At 29.9% G+C, this 22,679-nt stretch carries 19 protein-coding genes, 4 tRNA genes and 1 other annotated feature; of the genes, 18 read left to right on the forward strand and 5 right to left on the reverse strand.

What is annotated here, in order from left to right:
- The first annotated feature begins 155 nt into the window (after window positions 1-155).
- The 6 genes from BM384_RS02260 to gltX all read left to right on the forward strand — a co-directional run bounded on the left by BM384_RS02260 (window position 156) and on the right by gltX (window position 8,384).
- Window positions 156-1,505 carry a glucose-6-phosphate isomerase gene (locus tag BM384_RS02260; RefSeq protein ID WP_090010508.1) on the forward strand — a complete coding sequence of 450 codons (1,350 nt, stop codon included), beginning with the start codon at window positions 156-158 and terminating at the stop codon, window positions 1,503-1,505.
- 5 nt (window positions 1,506-1,510) lie between these two features.
- Entirely contained in the window at window positions 1,511-1,954 is a 444-nt protein-coding gene (locus tag BM384_RS02265) for a YaiI/YqxD family protein (protein WP_090010511.1), read from the forward strand.
- A 180-nt stretch (window positions 1,955-2,134) separates the two neighbouring features.
- The gene (locus BM384_RS02270) at window positions 2,135-4,132 is read left to right on the forward strand and encodes a triple tyrosine motif-containing protein (protein ID WP_090010514.1); all 1,998 of its coding nucleotides are present in this window, start codon (window positions 2,135-2,137) and stop codon (window positions 4,130-4,132) included.
- 16 nt (window positions 4,133-4,148) lie between these two features.
- Window positions 4,149-4,928 (forward strand): lytic transglycosylase domain-containing protein, encoded by a 780-nt coding sequence (locus BM384_RS02275; RefSeq protein ID WP_242945934.1) that lies wholly within the window; start codon window positions 4,149-4,151, stop codon window positions 4,926-4,928.
- A 290-nt stretch (window positions 4,929-5,218) separates the two neighbouring features.
- Window positions 5,219-5,935 (forward strand): pseudouridine synthase, encoded by a 717-nt coding sequence (locus tag BM384_RS02280; protein ID WP_090010517.1) that lies wholly within the window; start codon window positions 5,219-5,221, stop codon window positions 5,933-5,935.
- A 504-nt stretch (window positions 5,936-6,439) separates the two neighbouring features.
- Window positions 6,440-6,643: a binding site (T-box leader), on the forward strand.
- An 82-nt stretch (window positions 6,644-6,725) separates the two neighbouring features.
- Entirely contained in the window at window positions 6,726-8,384 is a 1,659-nt protein-coding gene (gltX, locus tag BM384_RS02285) for a glutamate--tRNA ligase (protein WP_090010520.1), read from the forward strand.
- Between the two features lie 51 nt (window positions 8,385-8,435).
- Here gltX and BM384_RS02290 read toward each other — a convergent pair whose 3' ends face one another.
- From BM384_RS02290 to BM384_RS02300, 3 genes are all read right to left on the reverse strand, one after another.
- Window positions 8,436-10,094: a glutamine--tRNA ligase/YqeY domain fusion protein gene (locus tag BM384_RS02290; RefSeq protein WP_090010522.1), complete on the reverse strand. Its 1,659-nt coding sequence runs from the start codon at window positions 10,092-10,094 to the stop codon at window positions 8,436-8,438.
- A 167-nt stretch (window positions 10,095-10,261) separates the two neighbouring features.
- Window positions 10,262-10,816, reverse strand: a complete 555-nt coding sequence (locus BM384_RS02295; RefSeq protein ID WP_090010524.1) for a hypothetical protein — start codon at window positions 10,814-10,816, stop codon at window positions 10,262-10,264.
- Window positions 10,817-10,870: 54 nt separating this feature from the next.
- Window positions 10,871-11,299 (reverse strand): DUF3887 domain-containing protein, encoded by a 429-nt coding sequence (locus BM384_RS02300; protein WP_175537255.1) that lies wholly within the window; start codon window positions 11,297-11,299, stop codon window positions 10,871-10,873.
- Between the two features lie 109 nt (window positions 11,300-11,408).
- On the opposite strand from BM384_RS02300, the gene BM384_RS02305 reads away from it, so the two are divergent.
- Genes BM384_RS02305 through BM384_RS02320 form a run of 4 tightly spaced genes read left to right on the forward strand, consistent with a single transcriptional unit; the run spans window position 11,409 to window position 16,713 of the window.
- Window positions 11,409-12,092, forward strand: a complete 684-nt coding sequence (locus BM384_RS02305) for a DUF554 domain-containing protein (protein WP_090010529.1) — start codon at window positions 11,409-11,411, stop codon at window positions 12,090-12,092.
- A gap of 58 nt (window positions 12,093-12,150) precedes the next feature.
- Entirely contained in the window at window positions 12,151-14,424 is a 2,274-nt protein-coding gene (pcrA, locus tag BM384_RS02310) for a DNA helicase PcrA (protein WP_090010532.1), read from the forward strand.
- Window positions 14,425-14,443: 19 nt separating this feature from the next.
- Window positions 14,444-16,435: an NAD-dependent DNA ligase LigA gene (gene ligA / locus BM384_RS02315; RefSeq protein ID WP_090010534.1), complete on the forward strand. Its 1,992-nt coding sequence runs from the start codon at window positions 14,444-14,446 to the stop codon at window positions 16,433-16,435.
- Between the two features lie 8 nt (window positions 16,436-16,443).
- On the forward strand, window positions 16,444-16,713 hold the full coding sequence (locus BM384_RS02320; RefSeq protein WP_090010566.1) for a hypothetical protein: 270 nt from the start codon (window positions 16,444-16,446) through the stop codon (window positions 16,711-16,713).
- Window positions 16,714-16,747: 34 nt separating this feature from the next.
- Here BM384_RS02320 and BM384_RS02325 read toward each other — a convergent pair whose 3' ends face one another.
- Window positions 16,748-17,023 carry a Vpu gene (locus tag BM384_RS02325; RefSeq protein WP_090010537.1) on the reverse strand — a complete coding sequence of 92 codons (276 nt, stop codon included), beginning with the start codon at window positions 17,021-17,023 and terminating at the stop codon, window positions 16,748-16,750.
- A gap of 126 nt (window positions 17,024-17,149) precedes the next feature.
- Here BM384_RS02325 and BM384_RS02330 point away from each other — a divergent pair, with 126 nt between their 5' ends.
- Window positions 17,150-18,589 (forward strand): ABC transporter substrate-binding protein, encoded by a 1,440-nt coding sequence (locus BM384_RS02330; protein ID WP_090010540.1) that lies wholly within the window; start codon window positions 17,150-17,152, stop codon window positions 18,587-18,589.
- A gap of 44 nt (window positions 18,590-18,633) precedes the next feature.
- On the opposite strand, the gene BM384_RS02335 is transcribed toward BM384_RS02330, so the two are convergent.
- Window positions 18,634-20,139, reverse strand: coding sequence for a hypothetical protein (locus tag BM384_RS02335; protein ID WP_090010542.1), 1,506 nt, complete (start codon window positions 20,137-20,139; stop codon window positions 18,634-18,636).
- A 106-nt stretch (window positions 20,140-20,245) separates the two neighbouring features.
- On the opposite strand from BM384_RS02335, the gene rph reads away from it, so the two are divergent.
- The 7 genes from rph to BM384_RS02370 all read left to right on the forward strand — a co-directional run bounded on the left by rph (window position 20,246) and on the right by BM384_RS02370 (window position 22,677).
- Window positions 20,246-20,995: a ribonuclease PH gene (rph, locus tag BM384_RS02340; protein ID WP_090010546.1), complete on the forward strand. Its 750-nt coding sequence runs from the start codon at window positions 20,246-20,248 to the stop codon at window positions 20,993-20,995.
- 2 nt (window positions 20,996-20,997) lie between these two features.
- Window positions 20,998-21,609 (forward strand): XTP/dITP diphosphatase, encoded by a 612-nt coding sequence (locus BM384_RS02345; protein ID WP_090010549.1) that lies wholly within the window; start codon window positions 20,998-21,000, stop codon window positions 21,607-21,609.
- Between the two features lie 16 nt (window positions 21,610-21,625).
- Window positions 21,626-22,099, forward strand: coding sequence for a metallophosphoesterase (locus BM384_RS02350; RefSeq protein WP_090010552.1), 474 nt, complete (start codon window positions 21,626-21,628; stop codon window positions 22,097-22,099).
- A 172-nt stretch (window positions 22,100-22,271) separates the two neighbouring features.
- Window positions 22,272-22,347, forward strand: a tRNA-Pro gene (locus BM384_RS02355).
- Window positions 22,348-22,352: 5 nt separating this feature from the next.
- Window positions 22,353-22,426 (forward strand) — tRNA-Gly (locus BM384_RS02360).
- Between the two features lie 92 nt (window positions 22,427-22,518).
- Window positions 22,519-22,595: transfer RNA gene (locus BM384_RS02365), tRNA-Arg, on the forward strand.
- 6 nt (window positions 22,596-22,601) lie between these two features.
- Window positions 22,602-22,677: transfer RNA gene (locus tag BM384_RS02370), tRNA-His, on the forward strand.
- The last annotated feature ends 2 nt before the right edge of the window (window positions 22,678-22,679 follow it).

Here is a 22,679-nt window from a genome sequence, read left to right on the forward strand (position 1 = left end):
ATATTAATTAGCTTTAATAATTCAAAAAATATGAAAATATAATTATAATATCAAAAATAAAGCCAATAATAATTAAGATAATAAAAAAATGAGTATTAAGTATGTTATAATAATAATGGTAAATTTCCATTTAATAATATTCGGAGGTAATTAATATGAAAAAAGGATTGACATTTGATTTATCAAAGACAGCTCCAATGCTTTCGGAGCATGAAATAATGTACATGAGTGATTTTGTAAAGGTAGCCCATGACAGACTACACAACAAAACAGGTGCAGGAAATGACTTTTTAGGTTGGGTTGATCTACCTGTAAATTACGATAAAGCTGAATTTGAAAGAATAAAGAAGGCAGCAGATAAAATTAAAAATGATTCTGATATATTAATAGTTGTAGGAATTGGTGGATCATACTTAGGAGCAAGAGCTGCAATAGAAATGCTAACAAGCAATTTCCATAATGCATTAGATTCAGATAAGAGAAAAGCTCCTAAAATATTCTATGTTGGAAACAATATAAGCTCAACTTACATGTGTGATCTTTTAGAAGCAATTGAAGGAAAAGATATTTCAGTTAATGTAATTTCTAAATCAGGAACTACTACTGAACCTGCAATAGCATTTAGAATTTTAAAAGATTATATGGAAAAGAAATATGGAAAAGAAGAAGCTAAGAAGAGAATATTTGCAACTACTGATGCTTCAAAAGGTGCATTAAAGACTTTAGCAGATGCAGAAGGATATGAAACTTTTGTTATACCTGATGATGTTGGAGGAAGATTCTCAGTATTAACTCCAGTTGGTCTTTTACCTATAGCAGCAGCAGGAATTGACATAGATGAAATGATGAGTGGTGCTCAAGATGCAAGAGAAATATACTCTAACCCTAATTTAGCTGAAAATGATTGTTACAAATATGCAGCAGCTAGAAATGCATTATACAACAAGGGTAAAAACATTGAATTACTAGTAAATTATGAACCAGCATTACATTACTTCAATGAATGGTGGAAACAATTATTTGGTGAATCAGAAGGTAAAGATGGAAAGGGATTATTCCCAGCTGCAGTAGATTTTACAACAGATCTTCACTCAATGGGACAATACATACAAGAAGGTAGAAGAGATCTTATAGAAACAGTTATTAATGTAGAAGCTCCACGTAAGAACATAACTATAGAAGCTACTGATGATAACTTAGATGGATTAAACTTCTTAGCTGGAAAAGAAATGGACTTCGTTAATAAGAAAACATTCCAAGGAACAGTAATAGCTCACAATGATGGAGATGTTCCAAACATGATAGTTAATGTTCCAGAATTATCAGCATACTACTTTGGACAATTAGTTTACTTCTTTGAAAAAGCAGTTGGTATAAGTGGACATTTACTAGGAGTTAATCCATTCAATCAACCAGGAGTTGAAAAATATAAGAAGAACATGTTTGCATTACTTGGTAAACCAGGTTATGAAGATATGAAAGCTGAATTAGAAAAAAGATTCTAATATATATGAAGATAATTATAGATGGGGATGCTTGTCCAAGCATCCCCATTATTGAAAATATAGCAAAAAAATATGAAGTAAATGTCTTAATATTTTGTGATTTCAACCATTATATAAATAGTAATTATTCAGAGGTAAGAATTGTTGATAGTGGATTTCAAAGTGTAGATATGCATGTTGTTAATAATACTGAGAAAGATGATATAGTAATAAGTCAAGATTATGGAGTTGCAGCTATGTGCCTTCCTAAAAAAGCATATGTATTAAATCCAAAAGGATACGTATACTTTGAGGAGAATATAGATAGGCTTTTAGAAGAACGCCATTTATCACAAAAAATAAGAAGAGGAGGAGGAAAAACTCCGAGTCCTAAAAAAAGAAGTAAAGATGATGAAAAAAGATTAGAAAGTAATTTAGAAAGAATTATAAGAAAAGTTGTAAAAGTATAGACTATTCTTAAATTCAATTTTATTAATTTCAGTAGATTGTGATATTTAGTAGGACAATCTGCTTTTTTTTTACTTTTATTGATAGCGAAAGGTCGCTATAATAAAGTTAAGATATATGTTAGTACAAACTTACAAAATATGGTAAAATTGTATGTATCAAGATGAAGAGGTGATACTATAATGGTGGATGAGGTAGTGAAGTTTGATAAAGATAGTCCGGGAATAGTAAATGATGAAGTTCATATAAGGGCTGATTTTAAAGAAGAAAATATAAAATATAAATTTATTATAGGAAGTTCAGGAATATGGAATACTATTCAGGAATTTTCAGATGATAATACATGTGTATGGAGACCAAGAGAAGAGGGTAAATATATAGTAATGGTTCAGGGTAAGAGAGAAGATTCTGAAAAACCATATGACCTTTTAGCAAAGGAAAGGTATGAAGTTGGTTTAGAAGAAAAGGTTAGAATAATAAAGGATGTAGAAATTGATAAAACAACAGCTATGATGGGGGAAAAGGTTGAAATAAAAGTAGATACAAATGAAAGTGTGCTTTGTAGATTTTGGATATTAGGTAACAATGATTGGGAACTTATTAGAAATTATTCTATAAATAATACTTTAAGATTCACCCCAGGTAAAGAAGGAAAACATGAAATATTAGTTGAATGTAAAAGAGCTGATTCTAAGGCAAATTTTGATGAGTTTACAACTGTTATATTTGATGTTTTACCTCAGACAAAAATTGAAATCACAAACTTTAAGTGCTTAAGTAAGAATTTAATAATCAATGAAGAGTTAAATTTTAATGTTGATGTTAATATTGAAGGAAAAAGAAACCTACTTTATAAGTTTATTAAGGTTTCAGAAGATGGAAAAGTAACTAATATTCAAGATTTTAGTTCTAGAAAAGTAGTAACGTATGAAGAAACTATACCAGGCAAATATAAGATGATTTGTCTTGTTAAAGATATTTTGTCTAATAAAGAGTACGATGATAGGGCACTAATTGTATATAATGTTAAGGCTTATAATAAGGTTAAAATAAATAATTTTACGCCTAACATAAGTTCTCCTCAAGTGGCAGACAAGCCTGTAAGACTTAAGGCAGATGCTAGTGGAGGAAGAGAACTTTTATATAGATATATAATTAATGGCCCTATGGCTATTGATACTGGTTATATTAGAAGAGATGAATATGAATGGATTCCTAAAAAGGCAGGGGAGTATGATATATCTTTATATGTTAAAGATCAATCTTTTGAAGATGAATATGAAGATATAAAAACAATAGGATATACTATTGATAGAAGAAGTGAAAAGCCTGCAAAGATAGTTGACATAATATATGATTCAAGAAAATTTTCACTTGTTGGACAACCTATAAATATAAAGGTTGTAGCTGAAGGGGAAATAGATATGCAATATTCTTTTATTGTATATAGGGACAATAAGGAAATTGAAAGAATTGATTATGGAGAAGCTAACTGGGCTAATTTTACTCCTGAAGAAAAGGGAAATTACACAGTTGAAATAAGAGTTAAAAATAAGTATTCTGAAAAAGAATATGATAGTAATAGTTATATTTATGTTAAGGCAAAAGAGTATATTCCTGCAAAGATAGATTATATATTATCAACTCAAAAAGATGTTCAAGTAGTAGGAGATTCTGTTGAATTAGAAATAGTTTCAGAAAATACTAAAAGTGTTCTAGTGAGATATGTAACTAGCATAAATGGACATGTTGTTGAGGATACAGATTTTATTGATAGCAAGAAGCTTGTTGTTACACCTAAGTGTGCAGGAAAATATAAATTTGAGATATTTGCTAAAAACGTAAAATGTGAAGAGGAATTTGACTGCAAGAAAGAAGTTAGTTTCTATGTACAGGAGGCTGTTCCTGTAACTGATACTAAAGTTATCTGTGAAAAAGACGATATTCAGATTAATGATGAAGTTACTTTTAGAGTTGAAAGTAATGGAGGAAAAGACGTTTGTTATGAATTTTACGTTATGGAAAAGGGCAATTGGATGAAGGTACAGGAATATAGTAAGAAAAATTACTATACTTTTATTCCATTTGTAAAAGGAGATTATAGAGTCCTTGTATTTGCTAAAAGTTTTTATAAGAAAGTTAAATATGAGGATTATGGAGAAATTTCTTTTGTAGTATAAAGAGAGGAGTGATTATGTGAGTTCAATAAGTAACATAAGTAATGACCAAGGAACACAACTTGCTACTGCTATGATGGGGTTAAGTGTTGCTAAGGACACACTACAAAAATATGTTGGTAGCGATGGGATGGAATTTGAAATTATATATCAAGCTCTTATTGATTATATGACTTCAAAAAGTGGTGATTCTAACTTAAACAATTTATTAAATGCAGTTGGAACTGCTAATAATTCAAATACAATAAGTTCTGAGGAATTAAAGAATATGCTAAATAATGCGACAAAGTATGCTGACTCTACTAATAGAGTTTCAAATGTAGCTACTTCAGAATCAAATAAATCTGAAGCTGTGTTAAATAATTTAGCTTCAACAAATGCCTCAGCCTCATCTACATTAAAAGCATCAATAGATGCAACTATTGAAAAGTATGCAAAGAAGTATGGAATGGATGCTAATTTAATACGTAGTGTAATAAAAGCAGAATCTGACTTTAATCCAAGATGTACATCAGAAGTAGGAGCTCAAGGATTAATGCAGCTTATGCCTGAGAATAGTAAATACTATGGAGTTACAAACCCTTATGATATAGATCAAAATATATCTGCAGGTACTCAGCTTTTAAAATTATATTTAAATATGTATGGTGGAAATACTGAAATGGCTCTTGCTGCATATAATGCAGGACCAGGAACACTTCAAAGAAGAGGAGTAAGTTCTTCAAGCGATTTTTATAAGTTACCATCAGAAACTAGACATTATGTTCCTAAGGTTATGGGATATTATAATAATTTATAATTCGAAATTTAGAATTTAAAATGAAGGTAGCTTTTTTATAAAAAAGCTTAGAAATAAAAAGAGGGTGTAAAAAGACTCTTTTAAAAAGAAAATAGCTGTAGGCATTAAGCTTACAGCTATTTTCTTTTGATAAAATAACCAGTAGAAACTGAAAAAAGATATAAGAAATTCTTTAAGAATTTCACCCTTCATTTTTAATTTGGCATTTTAAATTTTAAATTATATATACATTTGTTATTTATGATTTTAATCAGTATAATATAGATATTCTTATGATTGGAGTTGTTTAGATGGAAAGATTAGATAAAGTTATATCCAATTTGGGATATGGAAGCCGTAAAGAAGTAAAAGCTCTTTGTAAAAAGGGATTTGTAGAAGTTGATGGAGTTGTTGTTAAAGATAGCAGTGTTTCTATAGATCCTGAAAAATCTATTATTAGTATTAATGGAGAAGAACTTGTTTATAGAAAGTACATATACCTTATGATGAATAAGCCAGATGGAGTTATTTCTGCAACATATGATAGTAGAGAAGAAACTGTAATTGATCTTTTAGAGGTGGAACATCAAGTCTTTGAACCTTTTCCAGTAGGAAGACTTGATAAGGATACAGTTGGTTTATTATTATTAACAAATGATGGAGAGTTAAACCATAGACTAATATCACCTAAGTGGCATGTGGATAAAGTATATTTCGCTAAGATTGATAAGAAGGTAACTGACGAAGATGCAGAAGCTTTCAAAGCAGGAATAAAATTAGATGATGGATATGTATGTAAAGAAGGAAAGCTTGAAATATTATCAGCATCAGATGAAGGCTCAGAAGTTAGAGTTACAATTCAAGAAGGAAAGTATCATCAAGTTAAGAGAATGTTTGAAGCATTAGGAAAGAAGGTGGTATATCTTCAAAGAATTGAATTCGGAGGTCTTAAGTTAGATGAAGAATTAGAAGAAGGCGAATATAGAGAATTGACAGAAGATGAATTAAGTATATTAAAGTCTAATTAGCGAATGTTATTTCAAAATGAAGGAATAATATTCATAAAAATATAAAAAAGAAATTTTTTTTATAAAATCTCTTGTATTTTAGGGGCTAATAACATATAATACATATGCAAGGATAAATAAAAGGAATAAATAGCCCCCTTTTTATTTATTGCTTATTGCTAAGGCGTAACCTAGCCCCAAGGGTTACGCTTTTTTTATTTTATTAGAAATGTAATTGTTATCAAATATTAAATTATCAATAAAAAGCTGTTTTTTTATAACAAATTCAATAATAAAGTTTGTTTATTTTTGTAAATTATCAATTAATAAGGTAAAAAATTGAAAAAATAATCATTCATATTACTGATGAAGATGATTTTATTAAGGTAAAGTTAATTATGAAAAAAATGAAATTTAAAATTTTCAATAAAGATAACAATGCAAGAAATAAATCATTAAATTGTATAGATGTGTTATTTACAATAATATTAGAAAATATTATAATAAACCATGTAAATTGAATATGTTAAGGCTATGAAGAAGAAGAGTACATAGAAATAAACTTTTTAGAGAGCACGGACATATGGTGAAAGTCTGGTAAGTTTAGCTATGGAAAGAAGCTTTGGAGCTATTAAAGTTTGGGGTTCTCCCCTTAAAGAGAAATGAGAGGAATGAATTAATCATTCAATTTAGGTGGTACCACGGAGGTAATAATCTTTCGTCCTATTTAGTTTTAGGATGGAAGTTTTTTTAATATTTAAAGGAAAGTATGAATTCCTCAAATTATATAATTAAGAAAGGTGAGACGAAGATGAGTTTAGAAAAATTAGCAGAGATTTTGTTTCCAAACATAGACAAAACACCAGATTATTATTTAGCTAAATATCCTAAGAGAGAATTAAAGGAAGGTGCTGTTGTAACAAGATATGCACCAAGTCCAACTGGATTCCAACACATAGGAGGAGTTTTTGCTGCTTTAATTAATGAAAGATTAGCTAGCCAAAGTAATGGGGGGTTCTTCTTAAGAATAGAAGATACTGACCAAAAAAGAGAAGTTGAAGGTGCTATAGCTGATACAATAGCAACAATGAAAAACTTTGGTATGGAATTTAATGAAGGAATGACTGGAGAAAATACTGAAATAGGTAACTATGGTCCATATAAGCAAAGTTTAAGAAAAGAAATTTATAGCACTTTTGCTAAGGACTTAGTAAGAAAGGGATTAGCTTATCCTTGTTTCTGTACACCTGAAAAATTAAATGCTGTAAGAGAAAAGCAAATGGCAGAAAAGGTTACACCAGGATATCATGGTGAATATGCTGTATGTAGACACTTAGATACTGAAGAAGCTATTAAGAGAGTTGAAAATGGCGAAAGCTACATAGTTAGATTAAAGTCACCTGGAAATCCAAATAACAGAGTAGAATTCCATGACTTAATAAAGGGCAATACATCATTCCCAGAAAATGATCAAGATATAGTTATTATTAAATCAGATGGTCTTCCAACATATCACTTTGCTCATGCTATAGATGATGCATTAATGCACACTACACATGTAATAAGAGGAGAAGAATGGTTATCATCACTTCCAATTCACGTTCAATTATTTGATGTTTTAGGATTTGAAAGACCAGAATATGCTCATATTCCAACTGTAATGAAAAATGATAATGGTTCTAAGAGAAAGCTTTCTAAGAGAAAAGATGCAGAAGCTGCAGTTTCATATTACACAGAAGCTGGTTATCCAACAGAATCAGTTATTGAATATCTTTTAAATATCATAAACTCAAACTATGAAGACTGGAGAGCAGAAAATCCAGATACAGATTATCATGAATTCCCTGTAGCTCTTGATAAGATGAGTAAGAGTGGAGCATTATTTGATATAGTAAAATTAAATGATGTAAGTAAAGATGTTATATGTAAGTTCAAGGCTGATAAGGTTTATGATTTATATACAAAGTGGGCTGAAAAGTTCGACAAAGAAATGTATGATTTAGTTACTTCAAACGAATCTATGTCGAAAGAAATATTTAACATAGATAAAGAAGGTCCAAAGCCAAGAAAAGACTTTGCTAAATGGGATGAAGTAAAGGATAAGATATTCTACTTCTTCGATGAATTATTCAATAAAGAAACTGAAGAAAATATAGAATTACCTAAAACTTTAACTTTAGATGCTGCAAAGGAAATAATTGAAGTTTACGCTAAAGAATTTACTTTTGATATAGGAAGCCAAGAAGCTTGGTTTGATGAATTAAAAGAAATAGGAACTAAGCTTGGATACTGTGCAAATAGAAAAGAATACAAAGCTAACAAAGAAGCTTATAAGGGTATGATTTCTGATGTTGCTGGTGCTGTAAGAGCTGCACTTTCACACAGAGCTAATACTCCAGATCTTTATACTATAATGCAAATTATGGGTGAAGAAAAGACTAGAGCTAGATTTGAAAATTTTATAAAGTAATTTAGTATAAAAAAGGCTGATTTGCAAAAATGCAAATCAGCCTTTAAAAAATTATTTTATTTTAAATGAGCTCTTTAATGAAACTATTCTGTTAAATACTAAGTGTCCTTCAGTAGTATCTTTAGGATCTACATTGAAGTAACCATGTCTAAATAATTGATATTTATCTTGAGCTTTAGCATCTTTAACAGATGGTTCAATAAATCCCTTACATACAGTTAATGAGTTAGGATTTATTTGTTCTAAGAAATCTTTACCTTGATTTTCTTCTAAGTCATCTAATATTAAAGGTTCATATAATCTGAATTCAGCTGGAACAGCATCCTTTGCACTAACCCAGTGAATAGTTCCTTTAACTTTTCTTCCTGTAAATCCTGAACCACTCTTAGTTTCTGGATCATAAGTACAGTGAAGTTCAACTACTTCTCCGTTTTCATCTTTAATAACTTCGTTACATGTTATGAAATAAGCTCCTTTAAGTCTAACTTCGTTACCAGGGAATAATCTGAAGTATTTCTTAACTGGTACTTCCATAAAGTCTTCTCTTTCAACATAAATTTCTCTAGAAAATTCAACCATTCTTGAACCTGCTTCTGGGTTCTTTGGATTGTTTTCTATTTCGCACATTTCTGATTGTCCTTCAGGATAGTTAGTAATTACTACTTTTAAAGGATTTATTATAGCCATTGCTCTAGCAGCCTTAGGATCTAAGTCTTCTCTTATGAAGTATTCAAGCATTTGTTCATCTACAGTTGATGCATTTTTAGCAACTCCAATTTCCTTGCAGAAGTTTCTGATTGATTCTGGAGTGTAACCTTTTCTTCTAAGACCAGCTATAGTTGGCATTCTAGGGTCATCCCATCCATCAACTATGTTGTTATCAACTAAAGCTTTAAGCTTTCTCTTACTCATCACTGTATTAGTTATGTTTAATCTTGCAAATTCATATTGATGTGGTGCAGCTTCAAACTCACATTCAGATACTACCCAATCATATAAAGGTCTATGATCTGCAAATTCAAGAGTACATATTGAGTGAGTAATTCCTTCAATAGCATCTTCTATTGGATGAGCAAAGTCATACATTGGATAGATGCACCATTTATCTCCTGTGTTGTGATGTTCAGCATGAGAAATTCTATAGATAATAGGGTCTCTCATATTCATATTAGGAGAAGCCATATCTATTTTTGCTCTTAAAACTTTTTCTCCGTCCTTAAATTCACCTTTTCTCATTCTATCAAAAAGATCAAGGTTTTCTTCTACAGATCTATTTCTATAAGGGCTTTCTTTACCAGGAGTAGTTAAAGTACCTCTATATTCTTTCATTTCTTCTGTAGTTAAATCGCATACGTAAGCTTTACCTTTCTTTATTAAAAGAATAGCTTTTTCATACATTGTATCAAAGTAGTTTGATGCAAAGAATAGATTATCCCAGTCAAAGCCTAACCATTTAACGTCTTCTTTTATAGATTCTACATATTCTGTGTCCTCTTTAACAGGGTTTGTATCGTCAAATCTTAAATTTGTCTTTCCGTTAAATTCGTCTGCTACTGAAAAATTTAAGCAGATTGATTTTGCGTGACCTATATGTAAATATCCATTAGGTTCTGGTGGAAAACGAGTAACTATTTCTTTAACTCTACCATTTTCTAAATCATCTACAATTATATTTCTAATAAAATTAGATGAGTTTATTTCGTTTGCCATATTATTCATCCTCTCCTACTGAGTTCTCTGTAATAATTACATTTATATTTAATTTTAAAGCAATATGATAAAAAAATAAAGATGATTTGCAATTTTAAGGTGTTTTTGATTGAAAAGTTAAAAAAGTATAAAGGAGATACATCTAATTAAGATATATCTCCCTTGTTTTATGATGCATTACTACTGCATTTTAAACTAAAATCTGATGTGTATCCCTTATAAAAAATTTCTTTATTATTAATATGAATTAGATCACATGGCTGTGTAAGCTCATGCTCTTTTGGGCTATGCCATATATCACTGCTTGATAGCAAAGATGATACAAACTGAGAACAGAAATAATAACCTTTTCTTTTCCATGGCTTGTCCATCATTACTGCAAACAGACCTAAAAAATTATATCTGTATTTTTCATCAGAAGAATAATATCTATAAAGCTCTCTTTTTAATTTTTCAAGCTGATTCTCTGAAACAGGTATTTTATAAATCATAGCTTTGCAGTAAGGTGACCTTTGATAAACACCGGTGTGAAAATTTTCAGTAGTAAGTCCAGCAAAAAAAGGATTGCTAGGTCTACGTCTTCCGAAAGTATACATATTTCTAAAACTATCATCCAAACTTAATGCTACATGAGTATAATCACTTTTTGTAATAGCAGCGATTGATCTTGAAAGTAGGGTGTCTGTTTTTACGAAAATTAAATAAATATAAAATTTATTCATGTATTGAAGTTTCCTCCTTGGTATATAAACTCATTATAAAATTTTGTCCTATATTTAGTTGTTGTTAATTAAAGAAGAGTCAAAATAGAATTGCTCTACTTTGTGCTCATTATCATCTTTTTTAAATGTAATAGATATTGGAGTTGTATCAGTTAGATTAGAAAAACTAACGTCATAAATTAATGACACATATCCATTTTTATCTTCACCAGCATAAAATGTGGCAGACTTAAAGGTTCCTGCATTACTTAATATTTCTGCTGTTTCTTTTTGAAATTCTGCTAAGGATAATGAATTTTTCATATCATCACTTAAATAAGAAGAAAATGCATTATAATCTAGATTATTTATGGATGTTAACATTGAATTTACTATTGGGTCAGCATAATCTTTCACAGCATCATACTGAACAGACTTTGCACATCCCGAAAATATGAAAATCATAGACAAAGCAGTAAGTAAAAATAATATTCTTTTTCTCATAATTTGCTCCATAAATTTTAATTTTTATTAGATTTATACTACCACAAATAATAATATGAATAAATATATTTACTGTGTTAAAATGTTAATAAAATGAAAAAATAGGGAGATGAAAGTTTTGGGTACAATAGTAAACTGTCTTACTATAATTGGAGGATGTATAGTAGGGCTATTTATTAAAGGAAGAGTAAATGAAAAGATAAGTACAACTGTGATGAATGGACTTGGATTATGTAGTTTATACATTGGAATTTCTGGGTCTTTAAAATGTGAAAATCCTATTGAGATGATAGTATCTGTAGCCCTTGGAGCTTTGATAGGTGAACTAATTGATATTGATAACTTACTTAATAAATTAGGAAATCTTTTAGAAAATAAATTTAAATCTAAAGATAAAAATATATCTATATCAGAAGGCTTTGTTACATCAAGTCTTTTATTTTGTGTAGGAGCTATGGCTATTGTTGGTTCTCTTGAAAGTGGACTAAATGGAGATAATACAACTCTTTATGCTAAATCAGTTTTAGATGGAGTTTCTTCAATTATATTTACATCCACACTTGGAATTGGTGTGATTTTATCTGTTTTTACAGTTCTTATATATCAAGGTTCAATAACACTTTTAGCAGGATTATTATCTGGGGTATTAAGTACATCGGTTATAACAGGTATGTCCGTTGTAGGAAATTTAATAATTATAGGTCTTGGTTTAAATATCTTAGGAATGACAAAAATAAAGGTAGCGAACCTTTTGCCTGGAATATTTATTCCTATTATTTTTGGATTATTTTAAGTGAATAAAAATTCTATTGTGTTATAATATTTTAGTAATTCAGAGAGGAGGATGTAATTTGGATTTAAAATCATTACTTAATAAAGAACAGTATGATGGAGCTACTACTGTTGAAGGTCAATTATTGATTCTTGCAGGGGCAGGGTCAGGAAAGACAAGAGTTTTAACATATAGAATGGCTCATATGATAGAGGATTTAGGAATTCTTCCTTATAAAATTTTAGCTATAACTTTTACTAATAAAGCAGCTAAAGAAATGAAAGATAGAGTTAAGAAGCTTGTTGGAGAAAAGGCAGAAGATATGTGGATTTCAACTTTTCACTCAACATGTGTAAGAATTTTAAGAAGAGAGATAGAACATTTAGGTTATAAGAGCAACTTTACTATTTATGATAGCAGTGATCAAAAAACTTTAATTACAGAGTGTATGAAGGCTCTTAATATAAATGATAAGGATATACAAGCTAAAGAAGTTATCGGAAAGATAGGAAGAGCAAAGGATAATATGCAATCAGCACAAAGTTACAAAAGAGAGCATGAAAGTAACTTTAGAGAAAATAAAATAGCTGATGTTTATTTAATGTATCAAAAGAAATTAAAAGAAAATAATGCTATGGACTTTGATGATTTGATATTTAAGACTGTAGAATTATTTAAGAAAAATCCAGATGTATTAGATTTTTATCAAAGAAAATTCCAATATATTATGGTAGACGAATATCAAGATACTAATGGTGCACAATATGAGTTGGTTAAGCTTTTAGCTGCTAAAAATAAGAATATATGTGTTGTGGGGGATGACGACCAGTGTATCTACGCTTGGAGAGGAGCAGATATAACAAATATACTAAATTTTGAGAAAGATTATCCGGATGCTAAAGTTATTAAACTTGAACAAAACTATAGATCTAAAGGAAATATATTAGATGCAGCAAATGTAGTAATTGCAAATAATGCTAATAGAAAGAGTAAAGCCCTTAGAACTGAACAAGAATCAGGAAAGAAGATAAAGATATATAGAGCTTTTAATGATACAGCAGAAGGTGATTTTGTATCAAAGACTATTGCAGATTTAAAGCATAGTGAAGGAAGAAAGAATGAAGACTTTGCTATACTTTACAGAACAAACGCTCAGTCACGTATATTTGAAGAAACTTTAAGAAGAAGAGGAATTGCTTATAAAATTGTAGGTGGTACTAGATTCTATGATAGAAAGGAAATTAAAGATTTACTTTCTTATTTAAAAGTATTATTAAATCCACAGGATGATATAAGTCTAAAGAGAATAATAAATGTTCCAAAAAGAAGTATTGGAGATGCAACAGTTCAGAAGGTTCAAGCTTTTGCGGATGATTTTGAGCTTGATTTATGGGATGCTTTAACAGAAGCAAGAAGTATCCCTGCATTAACTCCAAGAAATGCAACATGCATTGAAAAGTTCATGAACCTTATGAATCAATTTGGTTTATTATCTGAAACAGTACCAGTATCAACACTTATTGAATCTATTTTAAAGGACACTGGATATTTAGAAGCTCTTGAAAAGTCAGGAGAAATTGAAGATAAGAGTAGAATTGAAAACTTAAAGGAACTTGTATCAGATGCAGTTGATTTTGAAAAAACAAGTGAAGATAAGAGCCTTTCAGCTTACTTAGAAAAGGTATCTCTTGTGCAAGATACAGATAAGCTTGAAGAAGAGGAAGATGGTGAAGGTTCTGTTGTACTTATGACTATTCATAGTGCTAAGGGGCTTGAATTCCCAGTAGTATTTATGGTTGGTATGGAAAATGGATTATTCCCAAGTGTAGGAGATATGGATAAAGAAGATCAGATGGAAGAGGCAAGAAGATTATGCTACGTTGCAATTACAAGAGCTAAGGAAGAGCTTTATATGACTTCTGCAGAGGTTAGAAAGGTATTTGGACGTACAGTTGCATATAGTCAATCTGATTTTATAGGAGAAATAAAATCAGACCTTAAAGAATATATAAATGAAAGAGGCCTTACATCAGGAACGTCATCACGTGCTTCAGTAAGTCCATCTTATTCAAATCCTCATAGTCTAAGAGGGGGAATGTTTAAGTCAAGAGCAGTATCTTCGTCAGGTATGTCTAGTAGTCTTAATAGAAATGAGACAGCTAATAATACTTTAGGAGCATCATCAAATGGCAATGAACTTAAGATGGGAATGAAGGTTAAACATGAGAAGTTTGGAATAGGGACTATAGTTTCAATTTCACCATCAGGAAATGATAAAAAGCTAACTATTGCATTTGATAAGCAGGGAGTAAAGATGCTTTTATTATCACTTGCAAAACTTGAAATTGTATAAGGCTTGGAGGTATTTAGCTTTGGATAAGAAAAAGAGAATAGAAGAATTAGTAGAAGAATTAAATAGATATTCTTATGAATATTACGCTTTAGATAACCCAAGTGTTACAGATAAAGAATATGATGTTAAATATGATGAGTTAAAAAAACTTGAAAAGGAGGAAGACTATGTTCTTCCTTACTCACCAACACTTAGAGTTGGAGATGTAGTTTTAGATGGTTTTAGCAAATATACTCATAAAGCAAGACTTTGGAGTATGGATAAAGCTCAAACTATAGAAGAACTTCGAGACTGGCATAATAGAAATGTTAAGTTTGTTAAAGACATGAGAGAAAAGGGAGAAGATTTACCTGATTTAAAATATGTTTTAACTAAAAAGTTTGATGGACTTACAATAAATTTAACTTATGATGAAAATGGTGTACTTATTACAGGTGCAACTAGAGGAACTGGGTCTGTTGGAGAAAATGTTACAGCTCAAGTTAAAACTATAAAATCTATACCTTTAAAAACAAATACTACAGACCTTTTAGAAGTTCATGGTGAAGCTGTTATGACTACAGAAGCTTTTAATAAGTATAATGAAACAGCAGCTGTACCTTTAAAGAATTTAAGAAATGGTGCTGCAGGAGCTTTAAGAAATTTAAATGTTAGAGAAACAGCTAATAGAAATTTATCAGCATTTTTCTATGATATAGGATATAAAGAAGGTACTCAATTTAAATCATACTTAGAAATGATGGACTTCATTAAAAATATGGGACTTCCAGTAGATGATTATATGGAAGTGTGTACTTCTGTTGAAGAAATAGAAAAACAAATAGACTATATTAGAGACATAAGATTTGATTTAAATTATGATATAGATGGATTAGTTATTGCTATTGATGATATGAGAACTAGAGAATTATTAGGATATACTATTAAATTCCCTAAGTGGGCTATAGCTTATAAGTTTGAAGCTCAAGAAGCAACAACTACTCTTTTAGATGTAGAATGGAATGTAGGTAGAAGTGGAAGACTTGCCCCAACTGCTATATTAGAACCAGTTGAGCTTGCAGGTGTTACTGTAAAGAGAGCAACATTAAATAATATGGATGATATAACTAGAAAGGGAATAAAAATAGGAGCTGAGGTATTTGTTAGAAGATCTAATGATGTTATACCAGAAATCATGGGAGTAGTTAAAGAAAGCTTAGAAGGTACTAAAGAAATAACAGTACCAGAGTTCTGCCCAAGTTGTGGAAGTCATATTGTATTAGAAGGTGCTCATTACTTCTGCGAAAATACTTTATCATGTAAACCTCAAATGGTTAAGAGTATAGTTCATTATGGTTCAAGAGAAGCTATGAATATTGCAGGTTTCTCAGAAAAGACAGCAGAAGCATTATTTGAAAAACTAAACATAAAATCTATATCAGATTTATATAAACTAAAAAAAGAAGACTTGTTAACATTAGAAAAGTTTGGTGAAAAGAAGGCACAAAATCTTTTAGATGCTATAGAAAAGAGTAAAGACTGTGAATTACATTCCTTTATATACGCATTAGGTATTCCAAATGTAGGTGTAAAGACAGCAAAGGATTTAGTAAATAGATTTAAGACTATTGATGGATTAAAAGATGCTAAATTTGAAGAACTTGTAGAGGTTAGCGATGTAGGAGATACTGTAGCTGAGTGTGTACTTGATTTCTTCAATGAAGATAAGGTAATAGCTACAATAGATGAATTATTATCTTTAGGTGTAAATCCTAAATATGAAGAAAAAGAAATAATAGAAAGTGTATTTGAAGGAAAGACAGTAGTTGTAACAGGTACTCTTCAAAATTACACAAGAGGAAGTATAAAAGAAAAACTAGAAGGATTAGGAGCAAAGGTTTCAGGAAGTGTAAGTAAGAAAACAGATTATGTTCTTGCAGGGGAAGAAGCTGGCTCAAAATTAACTAAAGCAATAGATTTAGGAGTTAAAGTGATTTCAGAAGAAGATTTTGAAAAGATGATAGGTGAGTGATAAAGAATATGAAAAAATTAATTAACATACTGACAATAGCATCAGCATGTGTAACAAGTGTACTAATTATATGTACAATTTTAACTTCATATCAATTTATTTATGTAGGACAGCTATTTTATTATTATATGCCTATACAAATAGGTGTAGCTATAACAATGGCGTTCTTGGCTTTAAGATTTTGGGTTAACGAACGTGGGATTAAGAGAATTGGATATTCAGGAGTTAGTCTTTTGATAAGTGTTAGCCTACTTATATCTATGAATTTAGTTAAATAGTAAAAATACGGATTCAAGCTGAATCCGTATTTTTTTATTCTTCTATATCATTTATATCTTCTAAAGATGAAGCTAAATCACCTTTCTTATTAAGCATCTCGTCGTATTCAAAATCAAAATCATCTATAGAATCATCATTATTTTTAGATAACTTAGATAAGTTTTGATTGATTTTTTCAAGTATATAATTTTTATATTTAAATTGATTGTAAGCTTTTAGTGCAACAATGAAAAGCCATATACCTATAAACATAAAAACTATCATACATATTATGCCTACAATACAAGTTGCGCCGAATAAAACTGACATGAAATAACCTCCTGTTTTATATATGCTCTTATTATACCACAGAGAATAGGATGCAAAATAATAAAATGATTAATATTAAATAAATGTGGATATAATTAGGGATAAATATACATAGAGGAGAATGAAATGAAAAAAGTAACTATAGCTGTAATATTGTTATTAATAACAGTTTTATTTTTAAGTACATTTATCCAAAAGAGTGATAATAATGAGAGTTTAAATAATAATAATGTAGTTATATCTGTATCTGATTTAAATTATAACTTAAATAATATAGGTGATTTAAGTATAGATGATAAAAACGTCATATGTGCCACAAGTAGAGGTCTTGTTAAATGTAATAATAATGGTGAGGTTATTCCAGACCTTGCATCTAATATAGAGATATCTAAGGATGGTATTGAGTATAATTTTATATTAAAGGATGATATTTATTGGAGTGATGGAGAAGAAATAAAGCCAAAAGATATAATAACTTATTTCAAATGGTTAATAAAAAATGAAAGTCAGGAAGAATTATCAGCCTTATTAGATATATATGGAGTGAAAAGTTTTAAGGAAGGCATAGGTAGTTTTAAAGATGATGTTGCCTTAACAACTAATGGCAATAATATTAGGGTAAGGCTTAATAAAAAGTGTGATGATTTTTTACTTGAACTTTCAAAGCCTCAATATAAGGTTAGAAGGAATTTAGATTTATGGAGTGATATTAAATCAAATTATAAGGCTATTTCATATTCAGGTTATTATTATATAAATTCTGTTTTAGAAGATGAGATACAATTAAAAAGTATTGAAGAGGATAAAAAAAGTATATTATTTATGGAAGATAATAATAAAGAAGATGCAATGGCATCTTATGAGATAGGTCAAAGAGATGTAATAGTAAATCCACCAGTAGCTCAAATATCAAGACTTGATAGAGTTAAAAGCCTCTTGTCATATCCATCAGGAAGAGGTATGTACCTTGCTATTAACTCAAAAAAGATAAATATATCTGATAGAAGAGAAATAGTGAAAAAGTTTTATGATATATCAGAAGAATATTATGAGAAAAATAAAAAGTCAGTAAAGTTTTCTGAAGGAAGCTATTTCGAAAAGGATATGGATCAGTTAAATAAACTCCAAAATAGAAAGGTAATGCTAAATAATTGTGAAGAAGGAACTGTTCCCGGAAACATAAATATTCTTATAGAAGATGATGATTTAATAGAAAACTTTAGTAAAGTAGCAGAAGACTATTTCTACAATCAAAATATTAATTTAGAAATTGAAAAGAAACAAAAGGAAGATATAAGTGGGGTTGATGACTATGATGCTATACTATTTACTTCCAATGAAAGCATTGATAATAGGGTAGAATTATACTCTAATATGTTAAAATTTTTTCAGGATAAAAAAGATATGGCTGTATCTAATGCATCAAATTATATAGAAGATACTTTATTTAATTCTTATAGTGTAGTGCCAATGGTATTTATTAATCAAACTATTGCTACTTCTAATAAAGTATCAAATATAAAACTAGATGTTAACGGGAATATTGATTTTGGAGCTATAAATTAAATAACCTCATGATGAGATATTATCATGAGGTTTAATAGAATGTATCATTGATTAGTTTTATCATATTCATTACAATTAGATGGACTTTTTTCTTCTAAGGGTTCTTCTTTTTTTGAAACTTCTAATGATTTATTTTCTTGTGCATTAGAAAAATTCATTTCTTTGGAGATGTCATCTATAAAGTAATATATAAAATTAAAGAATATAAAAATATTTTTATCGCTTTCAAAGGTTTCTTTGATTTTGGAAAATTTATCTTTTTTTCTTGAATATGTTATATTTTTTGCAAATACCGATGCCATTCCAGAAGATTCAGGAGAAGGAAGGTTTGGCATTCTAAAATAACTTTCATCAAGCATATCGTCAGAATGAAGAGAAAGTCCTCTATATCTTTCACTTTCATCTAAAGTAGGAGGATCAGGCCAGCTAAGTATTAATCCAGATGAGATGAAATATTTTCTATAAAGGGTAGAAAGCATGTTTTTATATTCAAATACATTATCACTTTCCTTAGAGTGAAGTAGTAGAGCAAGGAAATATATACATATTTCAGTAGAAGGATATTTAAATTCTTTTTTGTCTGTAAGCTTTAAGAATATTCCTTTTAAATCATCGTATAAGTTCTCAAGCCTTGCATATATTTCATCACTTTTATCTTTAAAGGATATAATATCAGTATTTTTATATGAATCTGATAATGTAATGGCAAGGAGAGCACAACTTTCTAAGTCATCAGTATAGTAATCCTTATCTTCAAATTTATTCATTAAAAAGTCGCTGAAATCAATTATTATAGATTTTGCTTTTTCTTCTTTAGAGTAATTGTAGAATACATTAAATGAGAAAAGAATCTTACATGCATCATCAAAGGAAGTATCGTATAATGCTTCTTTAAAGTCAGAAAACATTGCAAGGATTTCTAATGAAAATTCTCTATATTCCTCTGATGAATCTTCAGTAGAATTGTTTTTATAGTATAAATAATAAGCACACATCATAAAGGCTTGATCTAGAAAGTTAAATTTTTTATCTTTACTAATTAAGTTGAAAGATTTTGAATCATTATCTGATATATTCTTTTTTTCTATAAAAACTCCCTCTGAATTTCTAAGGTTTTCGTAGTAAAAATCTAATTGAGCTTTAGCTAAAGTGTTATAAGCATCTTTTAATGAATCTATATTTCTATTTTCTCTTGAATAATTTGAATAATAATTTGCTAATTCTAATAAAGACATTGTCATTAAAGCATTAGTTGTAGGATTTATATCTTTTTTAAAAGAAGCTGCATCAAAACTTTTGGAGTTTTTGCTATGAATAAATGCAGGAGAAGATTTCCTGTATAGGCATATTAGTGGAGAAAATTTATCTAATATGCTAAGATTATCATTGTGATGGGAATTTTTTTTTGAACTTCTATGAGAGTATAAAATTCCACATCTTGAATTAAGTACTATAGTTTTTATAGCTTCTCTCGAAAGATAAAAAAGCTGCCCTTCAATATCAGATGATGATAAACTATTCATTCTGAAAAAAGATCCAATATATTTCAATGTATTCACCTCATATTTATCGTTCTTATTAATTAATATGAGATATGTTCATAAAAAGTGCATAAAATATATAGATGTATAAAAGTATGAAGGGATTGGATTTTTTATGAGGATAGATGGAAGAAAAAAAGACCAGCTTAGAAAGATAAAAATAACAAGGAACTATACTAAATATGCAGAAGGATCTGTACTTATAGAAGAAGGAGATACAAAGGTTATTTGCAATGTATCAGTTGAAGAAAAAGCACCACCTTTTTTGAAAGGAACAGGCTCAGGATGGATTACTGCTGAATATAATATGCTTCCAAGAGCTACTAGAACACGAAAGGTAAGAGATATAGCAAGGCTTAAGGTTGATGGAAGGTCTATGGAGATTCAAAGACTTATTGGAAGAGCTTTAAGATCTGGCGTAGACTTAAAGGCATTAGGAGAGAGAACATTATGGGTTGACTGTGATGTTATACAAGCAGATGGAGGAACAAGAACTACTGCAATTTCTGGTGCATTTGTTGCTTTAGTTGATGCTATGAACAAATTGCATAAAATAAAACCTTTTAAAATATATCCTATAAGAAGTTTTATAGCAGCCACAAGTGTTGGGATAATTAATAATGAAAAAGTAATTGATTTATGCTATGAAGAGGATTCAAAGGCTGAAGTGGATATGAATTTAATAATGACTAATGAAGGTAGGTTTATTGAAATCCAAGGAACAGGTGAAGAAAGTACTTTTAGTAAAGAAGATTTAAAAGAATTACTAGACTTAGGAGAGAGAGGAATTAAACATATAATTCAGATTCAGAAGGATGTTCTTAAAATGGATGCTTTGTGGATAGGAACAGGAGGAAATAAATAAAGATGAAAAAGATAATATTAGCTAGTAATAATTCACATAAAATAGGTGAAATTAGAGAAATACTTAAAGATTTAGATGTAGAAATACGATCATTAAAAGATGAGGATATTAATATTGATGTTGTAGAAGATGGAAAAACTTTTGAAGAAAACGCAAAGAAAAAGGCTGTGGAGATTGCAAATTACTTAAAGGATAAGGGTAAAAAAGATTTTATAGTTATGGCAGATGATTCTGGGCTTGAAGTTGACTATTTAAATGGAGAGCCAGGAATATATTCTGCAAGATATGCAGGGGAGCATGGAAATGATGAGGCTAATAATAAGAAGTTATTAGAAAAACTTAAAGGCGTAGATAGAAAAGATAGAAAAGGAAGATTTGTATGTGTAATAGCTCTTCAAGATAGTAATGGTGAATATATATCAATACGTGGAGAGGTAGAGGGAATAATACAAGAAGAGATTTCTGGAAAAGGTGGCTTTGGATATGATCCTTTATTCTATTATGAACCTTTAAAGAAAACCTTTAGCGAAATATCAGCAGAAGAAAAAAATAGTGTGAGTCATAGAGGGAGAGCATTAAAAAAGTTAAAGGAGAAGCTAGAAAGTTATATGTAGAGGAGAGAATGCTATTATGAGAATTGCTATAGTAAGTGATACACATAGATCTGATAAGTATATAAATGTGGCTAGGAATTATATAAAGAATGCGGATATATTAATTCATCTTGGAGATAATACAGATGATGTAGAAAAACTTACAAAAGGATTTGAAGGAGAAGTATATTCTGTTAGTGGAAATTGTGATTATGGAAGTAAGATGCCTTCAGAACAGATTATTGAATTAGGGGATAAAAGAATATTTATTACTCATGGTCATAATTATGGAGTTAAGTATTCTTTAAATAATATCTATTATAGAGGAAAAGAACTTAATGCTGATATTGTATTGTTTGGACATACTCATGAAGCATTAGTTTTAGAAGAAGATGGAATTATATTCATGAATCCAGGAAGTATATCTTTGCCAAGAGGTACAAGTAGATCTATAGGATATATAGAAATTAACGATGAAATAGATGCATATCTAAAAAAAGTAGAGGATTAACTTACATATATATAGAAAAAACGTTGGTCAATTATAGAGATTATCTTCAAATATCTCTATAATTCTACGTTTTTCGCAAAAGCTAAAAAAAAGTTAAAAAAAAGTGTTGACGGATGGGTAAAGTTAATGTAGAATAACTATTGTCGTCGCGAGATGAGCGGCTGACAAAAAACGGGGTGTGGCGCAGATGGTAGCGCGCATGGTTTGGGACCATGAGGTCGCAGGTTCGAGACCTGTCACCCCGACCACTTATGCGGGTATCGTATATCGGTAATACTCCAGCCTTCCAAGCTGGAAAGGTGGGTTCGATTCCCACTACCCGCTCCATTTAGAAAGAATCTTTTTGAAAAAATATTTTGAAAAAAGTTCTTGACAAAGAATTTTGAATGAGATATAATAGGATTCGTTCTTGAAAATAAGCGTGTTTAGCTCAGCTGGATAGAGCAACGCCCTTCTAAGGCGTGGGCCAGGAGTTCGAATCTCTTAACACGCACCATATGTGGTGAATGTAGTTCAGTTGGTAGAGCGCCAGTTTGTGGCACTGGTTGTCGTGGGTTCGAGTCCCATCGTTCACCCCATA

The sequence above is a fragment of the Clostridium sp. DSM 8431 genome (genome assembly GCF_900116755.1).
Taxonomy (GTDB): Bacteria; Bacillota; Clostridia; order Clostridiales; family Clostridiaceae; genus Clostridium.